The sequence below is a fragment of the Methylobacter sp. BBA5.1 genome, from assembly GCF_000746145.1.
GTDB lineage: Bacteria > Pseudomonadota > Gammaproteobacteria > Methylococcales > Methylomonadaceae > Methylobacter > Methylobacter marinus.
In genome coordinates, this window is sequence record NZ_JQKS01000012.1 from 86,698 (window position 1) to 101,696 (window position 14,999).

General features: G+C 50.1%; 12 protein-coding genes and 1 pseudogene. 1 reads left to right on the forward strand and 12 read right to left on the reverse strand.

The genetic code is table 11. The annotated features are described in order from the left end of the window. Positions 1–218 precede the first annotated feature (218 nt). The 9 genes and pseudogenes from EK22_RS08655 to tnpA form a co-directional block, all read right to left on the reverse strand. The gene (locus tag EK22_RS08655) at positions 219–824 is read right to left on the reverse strand and encodes a carboxymuconolactone decarboxylase family protein (protein WP_235209258.1); all 606 of its coding nucleotides are present in this window, start codon (positions 822–824) and stop codon (positions 219–221) included. 83 nt (positions 825–907) lie between these two features. Further along, positions 908–2,917: a copper-translocating P-type ATPase gene (locus EK22_RS08660; protein ID WP_081917804.1), complete on the reverse strand. Its 2,010-nt coding sequence runs from the start codon at positions 2,915–2,917 to the stop codon at positions 908–910. A gap of 69 nt (positions 2,918–2,986) precedes the next feature. Next, positions 2,987–3,607 carry a cation efflux transmembrane domain-containing protein gene (locus tag EK22_RS08665; protein WP_036250001.1) on the reverse strand — a complete coding sequence of 207 codons (621 nt, stop codon included), beginning with the start codon at positions 3,605–3,607 and terminating at the stop codon, positions 2,987–2,989. 92 nt (positions 3,608–3,699) lie between these two features. Then, the gene (locus tag EK22_RS08670; RefSeq protein ID WP_036250003.1) at positions 3,700–4,050 is read right to left on the reverse strand and encodes a DUF3147 family protein; all 351 of its coding nucleotides are present in this window, start codon (positions 4,048–4,050) and stop codon (positions 3,700–3,702) included. A 40-nt stretch (positions 4,051–4,090) separates the two neighbouring features. Continuing rightward, a complete protein-coding gene (locus tag EK22_RS08675) occupies positions 4,091–4,738 on the reverse strand; it encodes a class I SAM-dependent methyltransferase (RefSeq protein WP_036250005.1) in 648 nt (215 codons plus the stop codon). 289 nt (positions 4,739–5,027) lie between these two features. Further along, positions 5,028–8,183, reverse strand: a complete 3,156-nt coding sequence (locus EK22_RS08680; RefSeq protein ID WP_036250008.1) for an efflux RND transporter permease subunit — start codon at positions 8,181–8,183, stop codon at positions 5,028–5,030. Continuing rightward, entirely contained in the window at positions 8,176–9,498 is a 1,323-nt protein-coding gene (locus EK22_RS08685) for an efflux RND transporter periplasmic adaptor subunit (RefSeq protein WP_036250010.1), read from the reverse strand. Before EK22_RS08685 ends, EK22_RS08680 begins: the two co-directional genes overlap by 8 nt. Then, the gene (locus EK22_RS08690; protein WP_036250012.1) at positions 9,491–10,777 is read right to left on the reverse strand and encodes a TolC family protein; all 1,287 of its coding nucleotides are present in this window, start codon (positions 10,775–10,777) and stop codon (positions 9,491–9,493) included. The genes EK22_RS08685 and EK22_RS08690 overlap by 8 nt, the downstream gene beginning before the upstream one ends. Positions 10,778–11,018: 241 nt before the next feature. Then, positions 11,019–11,435 (reverse strand): annotated as a pseudogene (gene tnpA, locus EK22_RS08695) (IS200/IS605 family transposase). A 260-nt stretch (positions 11,436–11,695) separates the two neighbouring features. Between tnpA and EK22_RS08700 the strand changes: the two are divergent. Then, positions 11,696–12,865, forward strand: coding sequence for an IS4 family transposase (locus EK22_RS08700; RefSeq protein WP_051961798.1), 1,170 nt, complete (start codon positions 11,696–11,698; stop codon positions 12,863–12,865). 19 nt (positions 12,866–12,884) lie between these two features. On the opposite strand, the gene EK22_RS08705 is transcribed toward EK22_RS08700, so the two are convergent. The 3 genes from EK22_RS08705 to EK22_RS08715 form a co-directional block, all read right to left on the reverse strand. Beyond that, positions 12,885–13,316, reverse strand: coding sequence for a TolC family protein (locus tag EK22_RS08705; RefSeq protein ID WP_036250015.1), 432 nt, complete (start codon positions 13,314–13,316; stop codon positions 12,885–12,887). Positions 13,317–13,379: 63 nt separating this feature from the next. Further along, positions 13,380–14,315: an FAD:protein FMN transferase gene (locus tag EK22_RS08710; protein ID WP_036250017.1), complete on the reverse strand. Its 936-nt coding sequence runs from the start codon at positions 14,313–14,315 to the stop codon at positions 13,380–13,382. Beyond that, positions 14,308–14,901 carry a carboxymuconolactone decarboxylase family protein gene (locus EK22_RS08715; protein WP_235209259.1) on the reverse strand — a complete coding sequence of 198 codons (594 nt, stop codon included), beginning with the start codon at positions 14,899–14,901 and terminating at the stop codon, positions 14,308–14,310. Before EK22_RS08715 ends, EK22_RS08710 begins: the two co-directional genes overlap by 8 nt. Between the last annotated feature and the right edge of the window lie 98 nt (positions 14,902–14,999).

Genomic DNA, 14,999 nt, shown 5'->3' on the forward strand with positions numbered 1-14,999 from the left:
TGACCATTGCTGGCCTCGACCTGCCCGCGATACACTTCCAGGGAAAGGTTCGGCATAATCTTGAGTCAGGTCAAGCATGCTTTTTATGCCCGGCATTTCCATGACCAAAACGACAACTGCCTTTGGGCTTGCCCGCCACCACACCTTCATTGGACATCCAAACGTCGGGCAACGAAAAGCTGTTGCTCGACCAACAAGGCTACAGTGTCATTTTTGTATTAAACGTTCGATTTTTCATTATTGCGATCTACGCTTTCCGGCAGACGGCAAAATCCTTGCGCAGGCAAATCCAGGGCTCTGTTAAATTTGCTGGATAAATTCTGAAAGGCAATGAGTCCAGTCAGTTCGACTAATTCATCTTCATTAAAGTATTGATACAGGCGCTGGGCCAAATCATCATCAACCTGCCGGTCGGTATAAGTCATTGCCTCGACATATTCCAGGACAACCCTTTCCTTGTTATCAAACAACTCGCTTTCTTGCCATCGCTCAAGTGCCTCCACCTTGTTCATGGAGCCGGTTCTTTTTGCCAACACAGCGGAATTAATATCAATACAAAAATAGCACCCGTTTATTTGCGATACTCTCACTGTAATCAAGGAGCGTAGAACCGGATCGATAGGGCTGCTTTTTCTATCCAGCACCCCATAGAGTAGGGCTATCGCTGCAAACAACTTGGGGACTCTGGCCCAAATCAATGCAGGCTTAAGGGTTTGTCCGTATTTTCTTTTTTGATTCCAGAAGAATGGACGAAGGTACCAGGGGTAACTGGAAATGGGTTTTTCTATGACTCTCATATCATACTCGGCGCTGATATTAAACATCCGCACGCATCCGAAGACGGTACGGGGCTATGGCTTGGTTCGTGTTAATCGAAAATTTTGTTTCTGTTCTTTGAACTGCTTGGTCATTTCTTCAGTCGCAGCAACCTCGCATTAATGGCCACAATTACAGTGCTCGCAGACATCAGCACCGCACCCAGAGCAGGAGTGAGCAGCACGCCCCACGCATAAAGAAATCCGGCTGCCAGCGGAATGGCAACGACGTTGTAACCTGTGGCCCAGACCAAGTTCTGAATCATCTTGCTGTAGGTGGCGCGAGAAAGCTGCACGATGGCCACAACATCCAACGGATTGCTCCGTACCAGAATCACATCGGCGGTTTCCACCGCCACATCGGAACCGGCTCCAATGGCGATGCCCACATCAGCCTGAGCCAGCGCAGGGGCATCGTTTACGCCGTCGCCAGTCATGGCCACCAGCACGCCACGGGATTGCACTTCTTTTACTTTGGCGGCTTTGTCCTGGGGAAGGACTTCAGCGAAGTATTCATCCAGTCCGATCTGGTCCGAGACCCATTTAGCCGTCGCTTTGTTATCACCGGTCAGCATCATGCATCGGATATTCAAGGCCTTGAGGGCCTTAATAGCTTGTTTCGCCTCGGGTCGGACGATATCGGCCAAGGCAATCGCGCCTTTCAACTGTCCGTCAACGAGGACAAAAACGACCGTCTTTCCCTGGGCTTGCAGTGGTTCGACGCGCTCGTCAGTCACGTCGATGTTTTGTTCCTGCAGATAGCCGGGACTGACTACCTTGACCTCCTTGCCATCGACCCGGCCTTCTGCGCCTTTGCCCGGGATGCTCTTGAAGTTTTCGACAGGCAGCTTCTGTTCCGAAGCGGCGGCAATACCCCTGGCGATAGGATGTTCGGAATTAGCATCCACGGCGGCCGCATACTTGCGCAGCGTATCTTCGTCTATATCCTGTGAAAGCACCAGTGTGTCGGTCACGCCAAAACGGCCCTCGGTCAGTGTGCCGGTCTTATCAAAAATGATGGCCTGTAGTTTTCGGGCGCTTTCGAAAGCACCGCGATTACGAATGAGGAGACCATTGCTTGCAGCCAGAGCTGTGGAGACGGCCACCACCAGCGGCACCGCCAGGCCGAGTGCATGCGGACAGGTAATGACCATTACGGTGACGGCGCGTTCTATGGCGAATGCGAAGTCCTTGCCCATGAAAACCAGCCAGACCAGAAGAGTGAACGCTCCGCCCCCCAGAGCAATAAGGGTAAGCCACAGCGCGGCAGTGTCGGCAAGGTTTTGGGTCTTCGATTTGCTTTCCTGTGCCTGTTTGACCAAGTCGATGACCTGAGACAGAAACGAATCCTTACCAGTGCCTTTGACCTCAATGGTCAGCGAGCCTTCGCCGTTGATGGAGCCACCAATAACCTTGCCGCCGATCTCCTTGGTGACTGGAGTTGATTCCCCGGTAAGCATCGCTTCATTAACCGAACTTTCACCCTCAAAAATAATACCGTCTGCCGGAATCTTTTCACCTGGCTTGATCAGGACTTTGTCATCCACAACCAGTTCGCCGAGAGGTACGTCTTTCACGCTACCGTCGGGCATGAGTTTGTGGGCGTCGGAGGGCATCAGTTTAGCCAGTTCCTCCAGTGCCTTTGAGGCGCCCATTACGGACTTCATTTCAATCCAATGTCCGAGCAACATGATGTCAACGAGGGTTGCCAGCTCCCAGAAGAACATCTTGCCGGTCAGGCCGAACACCACGGCGCTGCTGTAAAGGTAGGCCGTAGCAATGGCGACGGCGACCAGCGTCATCATTCCAGGTTGTCTGGACTTAAGTTCCTTGAACAAACCTTTAAGAAACGGCCATCCGCCATACCAAAAGACCGCAGAAGAAAAGCTGAATAGCACATAGATGTCACCCTGAAAACGAAAGGCTTCGCGCAGCCCCACCAGCATTTGGAGCATTGGCGAAAGGGCTAGAACCGGCAGGGTCAAAACAAGCGAGATCCAGAAACGTTTCCGGAAATCCATCGCCATGTGGGCATGATGGCCGTGGCCGATGTGCGCCTGCTTCGATTCAGGAGCCTTGGGTTGGTCGGTATCGGGTTTCATAATGGGAATTCTCCTTTCTTTACTATGCCATGGGGTTCGTAAGCCGGACTGTCCGAGTTGATGAAAATGTTAGCCTTTGATTGCTCGAAGCTCCGAACTAGCCTCTCGCAATACTAATAGCGCTGATCGTAGAAAGAGTACGGCAAGTGCCAAGCCAACTAGAATGTCGGGCCAACCTGAACGGGTAAGCCATACTCCTACGGCAGCAAACAACACCGAGACATTGGCAATAATGTCGTTGCGAGAGCATAACCAAACTGAACTCATATTGATGTCGTCGGCTCGATGCCGCCAGAGCAAAATAAAACAAATGCTATTCGCGGCAAGCGCCAGCAGACCAATTGCACCGATAGCCTCGAAAACTGGAACCTGCGGGAAAACGATCTTGTAAACGGCCTGTCCAAGAACGAAAACACCAAAGGCCGCCATGATACCTCCTTTCAACAAGGCTGCATTAGCTTTCATTCTTACCCCGCGCGCAACGACGTAAATACTGAAACCGTACACCAAGGTATCACCAAGCATATCCAGCGAATCCGCCACCAGCGAGACAGAGCCACCGATTAGTCCGGCTGTGAGTTCTATTATGAACATGGCAGCATTAATACCTAACACTATCTTAAGCGTCGAGCTTTGGCGATTTCGAAGAGCTTCTATCTCGCAAGCCTTGTCGTTGCAACAATCAACCATTGACTTTCCTGAAAATGTTTGGCGTTGAAGGTAAGGGACAAAAACGCAGCTTTTGACCAGTTCCGTTTGAACGTCGTATTGGTTGTAGAAAACTAAATGTGGGCACCAAATACCCCCAAAATTTTAACCATGCAGAAATAGGCGGCGGCGGTAGCAAAACAAGCAGTACCCAGGCTTAACCAGAATCCAAGACCACCTCGAAGCAGCAAGGGCAAAACGATGAATAGCACCAGCGAGGGTAATACCAGCCAGAAAATACCATGGGAAAGGGTTGCTACTTTTTTAATATCGCCGGTGTCAAGGTAAAGCCAGACGAAAGCGAGCAGCGAGGTGAGCGGCAAAGAGGCCAATGCAGCCGCCCAAAAAGAGCTGCGTTTGGCCAACTCGGCAACAGCTACGAGAATGGCTGCTGAAAGGACAATTTTTAGGGCATATTGTATCATCGCCTTACCTGGAGCTTGCAGCGATTGTTAGAGCGAATTCTCATGAATTCTCGCCCACAGCGATGTATACAGAACCAGTGAACAATTCAGTGACGGTTACGCGTGAGAAGTACTGCATCATGACCTCCCACGGTTTCCTGTCCGTTAAATCCAGCGTAACGCCGAATGGCTTAGTGATGAGTACGCCCAACTTCACGAGCCACAAAGGCCACCGGTCCGGTTTCTTGAAATCGGTGACTACCAAACGTCCACCATTGGCGAGGGCACGTGCAGCATGGTTGATGACTTGCTCATATTCGGGCACGAGCGTAAGTGCGAACGTCGAGAAAACACCTTGAATTCCATCCGGGAATTCGTAGCGTGCAGCATCGGCTTCCACGAGTTCGACGTTTTGCCACCTATTTCGGTAAATTTTCTCCCGCGCCTTTTCTAACATCGCGTCTGTAAAATCGACACCAATGAGTCGGCCAGTCTCACCGATGGCTTCCAATAAATAAGGAAAGTTCAAACCGGTTCCGCATCCGATCTCTACTACTGTGTCACCGGGATTGAGGCCGAGCGCGGAAACTGCTTGCTTCCTGTATTTCACTTCTCTAAACCCAATGAGGTAATAGAGATTGGCGGTAAAGTCGTAATTGACCGCTCGCACCCTGTATAGGTCCCTTAGTTGAGTTTTGGTAAGTGCCATATCGAAGGTGCTCTAATAAGTAACTTTGTTTTCACAGGTCTTCTCCAGGAGAATTCAAACATAGTTAAAATAACATCGTTTTTTCAGATTGTTAGCTTTTTATCACTTTTTATCTCCTATAGCTCATGGCACAAGCACCTTAATATTAAGGATATTAAGGCACGAATATTGCCATTTATGATAAATCAATAAGTTAGGTATTTTTATCTTATATCCAAGTTTATTCGCACAATAAATGTGCGTTAAAAAATCATTAGTGCACCCTAATTAAGGCGATTCCAATCAATGTTTATTGTTTAACATCTCCTTGCTTGCGCCTTTCCTGAAATTGCAGCACCAGACTGTAGATGACCGGAAACACCAAAAGACTTAATATCAGCACGGTCAGCATGCCGCCCATCGCTGGGGCTGCCACGCGCTGGGCGACATCGGCGCCGGTGCCGGTGGCCCACATAATGGGAATTAAGCCGACGATGTTGGCAAGAGAGGTAATCGCTACCGGCCGCACCCGCAGTGCGGTGGCGGCTTCTGTAACGGACCTGATTTCGGCGGCGGTCAAGGGCGCCTGTTTTTGCTCCCGCAGTTTATCAATTTCAATATCAATAAAGCTCAGCACCATGACGCCGGTTTCGGCGGCTGTGCCGGCGAGGGCGATAAAACCGACATAGACTCCGATCGACAAATTGAATCCGAGCCAGTAAATAAACCAGATGCCGCCGATCAGACTAAAGGGGATGGTCAGCATGACGATAGTGGGCTCGGTGATATTGCGGAAAGCGGAATACAACAGGATAAAAATCAGCAATAGTGTGAGCGGCACGACCATGCGCAAGCGCTCTGCCGCGCGTTCCATGTATTCGAACTGGCCTGACCAGGCGACGGTGTAACCGGGGGGCAGTTTGACGCGCTCGGCCAGGATTTTTTGGGCCTGAGCGACGAATCCACCGATATCGGAGGTCTTGATATCCACATAGATCCAGGCATTGGGTTTGGCATCTTCGGTTTTTATCACATCCGCGCCGCGGGTAAATTTAATCTCGGCCACCTGGGTCAACGGTATCTGGCTGCCGGTGGGCGTGGGGATTAACACGCGCCGCAACGCTACCACATTATCGCGCAGATCACGCGGATAACGCAGATTGACCGGATACCGCTCCAGTCCTTCGACGGTTTCGGTGATATTCATGCCGCCAATGGCACTTCGAATAACGTCCTGCACATCGCCGACGGTTAGTCCATAACGCGCCGCCGCTTCCCGGTTGATATCAAAATCCAGAAAATAGCCGCCGACGGCCCGGTCACCGTAGGCCGACAGTGTTTCCGGCATGGTTTTCATCGCCCGTTCGATTTCGAGCGACAGAGTCTGCAAGACGTTCAGATCGGGACCTGAAACCTTGATGCCAACCGGTGTTTTGATGCCGGTAGAGAGCATGTCGACGCGGGTTTTGATCGGCATGGTCCAGGCGTTGGCCAAGCCGGGAAAATGAATGGCCTTGTCCATTTCATCCATCAGTTGCCGGGTGGTTTTATCGGGATCAGGCCACTGCTCCCGGGGTTTCAGTTTAACGGTCGTTTCCATCATTATTAACCCGGCAGCGTCTGTTGCCGTTTCCGCGCGTCCGACTTTGCCAAAAACATGATGCACTTCAGGAAAGGTTTTCAGAATCTTGTCGGTCTGCTGCAGCACTTCCCTGGCTTTGGTGATGGACATACCTGGAAACGCGGTCGGCATGTATAAAATATCGCCTTCATCCAGAGGCGGCATGAATTCGCTGCCGATTTTGGAAAACGGGTATAGCATTGACGCCATCAACAGGGCAGCCAGTATTAACGTCACCGCCCGCCAGCGCATCGCCAGCTTCAAAGCGGGCGCGTGAATAAAGTGCAAAAAACGGTTGATCGGGTTTTTTTGTTCGGGAATGATCTTGCCGCGGACAAAATAACCCACCAGCACTGGCACCAGCGTAATAGTCAATATCGCGGCCGCCGCCATCGCGTAGGTTTTGGTAAAGGCCAGCGGGCTGAATAAACGCCCTTCCTGCGCCTGCATGGTGATAATGGGCAGGAAGGAAACGGTAATGACCAGCAGCGAGAAAAACAGGCCGGTGCCCACTTCCCGGGATGATTCGCCGATGATTTGCCAGCGCTCTTTTTCGGTCAGTTCGGCCTGTTTTTTTTCGGCGGCCGCGGCGAGGTGCTTGTGGGCATTTTCAACCATCACCACAGCCCCGTCAACCATATCGCCAATGGCAAGGGCTATACCGCCCAGCGACATGATATTGGCATTCATGCCTTGCCCTTTCATGACGATGAATGCCATCAGAACACCCAGCGGCAGCGTGATGACAATCACCAGCGATGACCGCAGGTGCAGCAGAAATAAGCCGACCAATGCACAGACAATGATGAGTTCCTGAGTCAGCGCCTCATTGAGCGTGTCCACTGCGCGTTCTATCAAACTGCCGCGGTCATAAACGGTGACGATTTCAACCCCTTCCGGCAAGCCTTTTTTTAACTCCTCAAGCTTTTTACGCACCGCTTCAATGGTCGCCAGGGCGTTTTCCTCAAAGCGCATGATCACCACGCCACCGGCCACTTCACCTTCGCCGTTCAGTTCCACGACGCCGCGGCGCAGTTCCGGGCCAATCTGGATATGGGCGACATCCTGCAAACGTATCGGCGTGCCATTGGCATCGACACCCACCGGGATGGTTTTGAGATCGGCGATAGATTTGATATAGCCCAAGCCCCTGACCATATATTCGGTTTCGCCCATTTCAAACAATCGGCCGCCGACATCATTATTGGAGCGCTTGATGGCGGTGATTACGGTGGATAACGGGATTTTATAAGCCTGCAAAACATTAGGATCGACTTCCACCTGATATTGCTTGACGTAACCGCCCACCGAAGCCACTTCGGACACACCGGGAACGGTCTGTAGCGGATAGCGTAAATACCAGTCCTGAATCGAGCGCAGCTGCGACAGATCGTGCTTGCCGGTTTTGTCCACCAGCGCGTATTCGTAAATCCAGCCGACGCCGGTGGCATCGGGGCCTAATGCCGGCGTAACGCCCTGCGGCAATCGGCCGGCAACGTAATTGAGATATTCCAGCACCCGCGATCTCGCCCAATACATATCGGTACCGTCTTCAAAAATAATATAGACAAAAGACAGGCCGAAAAAGGAATAGCCGCGCACCACTTTGGCCTGCGGTACAGCCAGCATGGCCGTGGTTAACGGGTAGGTGACCTGGTCTTCAACCACCTGCGGCGATTGCCCCGCATATTCTGTAAATACTATCACCTGCACATCGGACAGATCCGGTATCGCATCCAGCGGCATGGTTTTAAACGACCAAAGCCCTGCCAGCGCCAGGATAATCGCACCGAGCAGCACCATAAAACGGTCTTTTAGCGAACTGTTGATGATAAAATCAGTCATGTTGATGCGCTCCCTGTTCCATGGGCAACCGGTTTGGTTCAGACTTTTGCGGCGCTGAAGGCTCCAACATTTTTGCTGTGGCTTCACGCAACCTTGATTCGGAGTCAATGAGAAATTGTGCGGAAGTGACGACTTCTTCGCCTGCTTTGACGCCGTCAAGAATGGCAACATCGCCATTAGACGATAAGCCGGTGGTGACCAGGCGCGGTTCAAACTTGCCTGGGCCGCGCACAATGAGAACCTGGGTTTTTGCACCTGAACGAATGACCGCCTCGGAAGGAATGACCACCGCATCGGCCTGTTTGCCGGCACGGATGGTCACTTCGGCGAACATATCGGGCTTTAACAATAATTCCGCATTATCAAATACCAGGCGCACCTTGATGGTTCGGGTTTCAGGTTCCGCGTAAGGATAAATGAAAGCCAGATGGCCCTTGAAAATTCGTCCCGGAACGCCGGCCAGTCGCATTTCAGCGGGATCGCCTGTTTTAACCCAGGGCAATTCATATTCGTAAATATCGGCATAGACCCAGACTGTGGATAAATCGGCGATCAGGTACAGCTCGGTTGCCGGCGTCACATACTGCCCCTCGCGAGCACCGATGTTGATTACGATGCCGGCCGCCGGGGTATGGATATGCAGGCTTTTTTTGATGTTATGGGTTTCAGTCAGGTCATGCAGTTGATGCGCCGGAACATCCAGCAATTTCAAACGCTCACGGGAACTGTTGACCAAATCTTCCGCGCCGCGGCGAATGTCTTCGATCGGACTTTTCTCCAGCACTTTAAGATTGTTTAACGCCAGCACATATTCCTGTTGGCTGGCAACCAGTTGCGGTGAATAAATGCTGAGCAAATCTTCATTCTTCTTGACCCATTGCCCGGTTTTATCGACACGCAGCGTTTCAATCCAGCCTTCGGTTTTGGGATGCAGGCGCACGAGACGCTCTTCATCATACGCTACGCGGCCAACGGCTCGCACCACATGCGAGAGCTGAGTCTGTTTGGCAATTACCGTCCGCACCCCCATATTTTGCACGGTAACCGGGTCAATTCTAACGGTACCGGCCGGTTCGTCAGTTGCCGTCTTATCCTCGGCATAGACAGGCACATAATCCATGCCCATCGCATCTTTTGCCGGAACGGGCGAGGTTACTGAGGGATTCATCGAGTTACGATAAAACAAAGGCTGTCCGCTTTTGGTTGATGAACTGACCGGCTGCTCATGACTTTGCTGCCGATTAGCCAGCCAGTATCCCCCGCCGGCCCCCAAAACCAGCATCAAAACGGCTGTTATTACTATCTGCTTATTCATGAATTTCTTCCTTGCCAACAGCGGCAGTGAGTTGTGCCAGAAATTGATTGGCTTCAGTAAAGGCTTTCCAATAGCGGGTCTCGTATTCCAGTAAGGTAATCTGGCTGCGTACCAAATTCAGAAAATCAACCTTGTTGACCTGATAACCCGCCAGCATGGAGGCAACGGTTTGTCTTGCCTGCGGCACAATGCCGGTGTCAAACAACACCACCTGATCCTTGGCGCGCTGGTAATCCGTGTAGCCCTGGGAAATCTGGGAGCGCACCTTGTTCCACTCATCTTGTAAAGCATATTTTTCCTTCATTAATTCGCTGGTACGCTGATCAACCTCTTTGGCCTGTTTTTGGGCGTAAAAAATCGGTACATTCATGCTCAGGTTCATACTGAAAAGATCTGATCGCTTATCACCGGAAGGTGTGTTTGCTCTGACTCCATAAGAAGCATCAACAGTGAAATCCGGCAGATAGCCTTTTTTTGCCAAATCCAGACGCGATTGGGCGGCATTAATCCCCAGCCTATTGCTCTCCAGCAAGGCTCTCGATGCTTCTGCCTGTTGGTAGAGCAGGGTTTCCTGCTTAAGAGTCGGCAATTGCAAATCAATTATTTCCGGTAAACGTAGCTCTTCGTTGGCAGGTTTATCCAGCAGCGCGTTCAGGCTGGCGGCTGCGCTGCGGCGCATTCCCTCCAGGATCAATTGCTGATCGAGCAGTTTGGATAATTCCAGTTGCGCCAGCAAGACATCCTGCTGTAAACCTTCGCCGACTTCATATTTGGTTCTGGCAATCTCCACAAACTGCTGTAACAAATCGTAGTTTTGATCAACAATCTGTAGCGCGCGATCCAGATAAAAAATCAACCACCAGGTCGTTTTAACTTCGCTTAACAGTCGCCAGCGCAGCTCGGTTACGTTTTGTGAGGCCGCTTCCGCTTCAAAAGCCGCCGCTTGTTCACGAAGCGCCAGTTTGCCGGGAAAAGGAATGGCTTGAGAAATACCCGCACCCACTTGTGTCATATCTACCTGTTGGATATTAAAGGTATCAACCGGCAGATTCATCGCATTAATACTGATTTGAGGGTCCGGCAATGCGCCTTCTTGCGAAGGAATAGCCGCCATCGCCTGGGCCCGCGCCTGTATTTGCGCCAGATCGGGATTATCCTGAACGGCCAGTTCGGCTGCGGCTTGAAGTGTTAAAATTGTTTGCTCTGCACCGGCAGCAATGCTGCAGGTAAGCAAAGCGCAAGTTAAAACAATACACTTGAAAATCATTTGTAGCGACATAATGGCCTCGTAAACACATTATAAAATCCGTACAACGGATATGTTATTTTGAGTCGGTGCAGGATCAATGCCCACAGTTAAGAGTTATTTGACAGTATGAAGGCGTGAGCTCATCCGCATTGTGCGAGTAAAAAAACCATCCGCTAAGCGGGTGGTTTTGGTATAACCCCTGGTAGGGGATAAAATACCTTGCCCCTGATGAAGCAAGGTATTGGTGTCCCATTCTCTTAGTAGTGATCGACTACTCCACTTCGCGTTCTTTTTTCTCCTGGCATTTAACATACTTTCGTATTTTTTCCTCGTCTAGGCCGATAGTGTCAGCGCAATATCCGCGCGCCAAAAAATGATTTCCCCAATAGGGCTTCTGCTTTAAATGTCGGAACTGATTGAAGACTCGGATCGCCGTCCGCCCTTTCACGGTTCCGACATAATCGGAAACCGATACTTTCGGCGGGATCATGACGATCAGATGGACATGATCGATTTAGATGTTGATCTCTATCACTTCGCACTTCAATTGCTCTGAAAATGCGCATATACACCGTCGAACCTCTTCTCCGACTTGACCTATCAAAATTCGCAGGCTATATTTCGGCACCCATACTATATGATACTGGCAATGCCATAACGCATGTGATAACTTTCGAAAACAACTCATTTGTTACTCCTATGTTGATGTTGTGGGGACAACACAACTTAGGCTTAACATTTGGGTTGTTCAACTGGCATAGCCGTTGAACTCTGACCACGCTCAGAGAGCGTGGTTTTCTATGTAATCACACTAGTGTCCGGTTAAAAACGGCTTTAATAGCCTCAAATTCTTATAATTCAACTTCTCCAGGCGTTGATAGGGTGTCCCCGACTTGAACGGCAATCCATATACGTGCAGTCTGCCCGCTTTTGCTGCGGGAGATTGCGATGTATGTTGGCAAAACGTTGTTTGCACAGATCATGGACTTTTTACCCTGGAAAACTTTTCATCGCATCGTTTCGCGATACGATGGCAATTATCGTGTCCGGACACTCAATTGTGCCGAACACTTTCGTATTCTGGCCTTCGCTCAACTCACTTATCGCGAAAGCTTCCGCGACATCGAAGCCTGTTTGTCGGCGCAAGCCAACAAGCTTTATCACATGGGCATCCGCGAAGCGGTCTCCCGTTCAACACTGGCCGATGCCAATGCCAACCGTGATTGGCGCATCTATGCTGAATTTGCCAATCGGTTGATCGGTCAAGCCCGGAAACTTTACGCCAACGAAGACTTGGGGCTGGACTTGACCAACACCGTCTATGCCTTGGATTCAACGACGATTGATCTCTGTTTATCCGTGTTCCCATGGGCAAATTTCCGTACCACCAAGGCCGCTGTTAAACTGCATACCTTGCTCGATTTACGCGGCAGTATTCCAAGTTTCATCCATATCTCAGACGGCAAAATGCACGACGTCAAGGCGCTTGATCTACTGATGCCTGAACCGGGGGCCATCTATGTGATGGACCGAGGTTATGTCGATTTTGCCAGGCTGTATGCCTTGCACGTGTCCGGCGCATTCTTTGTCACTCGCGCCAAATCCAATCTGGATGCTCATCGGCTTTATTCTGCTCCCACTGACCGCAGTACCGGCATCATCTGCGACCAGACTATGGCACTTGATGGTTTTTATTCTAAGAAAGACTATCCGCAACAGTTACGGCGTATTCGTTTTAAAGACCCAGAAACCGGCAAGACGCTGATCTTTCTGACCAACAACTTCACGTTGCCGTCACCAACGATTTGCGCCCTCTATAAAAGCCGCTGGCAGGTCGAATTGTTCTTCAAATGGATCAAGCAACATCTGCGGATCAAGCGATTATATGGCACGTCGGAAAATGCCGTTAAATCACAAATCTGGATCGCCGTTTCGGTTTATGTGCTCGTTGCCATCATCAAAAAGCAGCTCAACATGAATGCTTCACTCTACACTTTGTTACAGATTTTATCGGTGACTTTGTTCGAGAAAATCCCTATCCAACAAGCCTTACAGAGCAGTGAATACAAATACCAACAACCATACGCTTATAACCAATTGAATCTATTTGATTCTTAACCGGACACTAGTGATGTAATCAATAAACCTCTTTGAGGCCGGCCGCTATTCCGAGTCGGGTCGCCAGATAGTTTTGTTCCAGTATTTCGGCTTCACTGGAAGCGATGTCTCCTTTGATGCCAAGTTTGCCGGGAAACGGAATCGCCTGACTGACGCCATACATCGTTTCCCGTTTTTCTAATTCCCTGTGCCACAGGAGAAGTTTAGGATCGGGCAGGGTTTGGACCTGGGGAATCCTGGCCTGAGCAGATACCCAGCGTTGTTCGGCTGCCTTGATTTCAGGGTTTTCATCCAACGCCTCCTGGATCAGTTGCGCCAATGGCAACACCTCTTCAACTCTGTTATCAGCGGCGAGAACCCACGCAGGCCACAATAAGCTGGCCCCTACTAGCCATGCGGGTTTTATGAAGAACACAAAAAAAATAATGACTATCTGCTTTTTTTCATCCACTAAATCTCACCAACGCAACTCACAGAACGTTTGAATAAGTAAGTATATCCTGGTAGGTTAGACTCACTCCCGCCACACTATCGTATCGTTAGTCTTTGTAGCCATCGACCCTCCTGATGCGCCGTGCACGTCAACCCAAAGGTGAGGCAGCCCCAGATCATGCAACCAGTCAGCGCCCTGGGATTCCTTAAGCATGGCTATCATTGATGCGCTGCCAGCCACGACACAAAATTCACCAACCACGCTCACCGCCGCAAGATGACGCACCGGCCATCCTGTTTTGGGATTTAATACATGACCGTAGCGAACACCATTGATCAGTATGCAACGCTCATAATCTCCGCTGCTAGCCAGAGCGCCTTTATACAGCAACAAGGTACCCAGCAACGCCTCCTTGCTATGCGGATGCCGTATACCTATTCGCCAGGGACTGCCATCATCACGGGGGCCGATCACTTTAATGTCTCCGCCCAGATTGACAACACCGTGCTTAATCCCCTGCGCGTAACATAAGGCGGCCGCACGATCTACGGAATATTCCTTAACTACACCGCCAAAATCAAATTCCATACCCGGCACGGGAAATGTCAGCACAGGCCTTTTCCATATCACCTTATGCCAGCCAACCTTTTCTAACAATTCATCAATCAATGATTGTTCCGGTAACTTGCCTTGGTCAAATTTCCAGGCATGGCGCAAAATACCGGATGTGATGTCAAATAAACCATCACTCTGTTCATAACAAGTCACCGTATAATCCAGCAAGCAGGCAGTTTCGTCATCAACGCCGATACTGCCGCCAATAGCCGCCACACGGTTGATTTCAGACAAAAAACTGTCGGCTTTATAACGTGAATACAACGCTTGCAGTCTTTGCGCATCGGCAATGGCGGCATCCGCAGCATGTCTGGCTTTCGCTTCGTCATGGGCAAACAGTTGTATATCGCATGGGATTCCCATTGCTTTGAACTCACGGCGATAGTACTTTAAATTATTCATTATTGTGATCTGAACTTTCCGGCAAACGGCAAAATCCTTGCGCAGGCAAATCCAGGGCGCTGTTAAATTTGCTGGATAAATTCTGAAAGGCAATGAGTCCGGTGAATTCGACTATTTCATCTTCGTTAATGTATTCATAGAGGCACTGAGTCAAATTCTCGTCAACCTGCCGATCGGTATAAGTCACAGCCTCGGCATATTCCAGAACCCCCCTTTCCTTGTTATCAAACAACTCGCTTTCTTGCCATCGTTCAAGGGCCTCTACCTTGTTCATGGAGCCCGTTCTTTTTGCCAACATGGCAGAGTTAATATCAATACAAATGCAGCATCCATTTATTTGCGATACTCTTACCGTAATCAAGGATCGTAGAACTGGATCGATAGGGCTGCTTTTTCTATCCAGTACTCCATAGAGTATCGCAATTGCGGCAAACAACCTGGGAACTCTGGCCCAAATCAAAGCAGGCTTAAGGGTTTGTCCGTATTTTCTTTTTTGATTCCAGAAGAAGGGACAAAAGTACCATAGATAACTGTCAAGAGGTTTTACTGTGACTCTCATCGTATCACCGAAGCAGATAGTAAACATCCGGACTCATCTGAAGAAAGTACAGGCAATGGCTTAATCAGGGGACCGAAAATCATCGTCCATTTTGACTTTTAGCGAAGCCTACACCATGTTTTAGA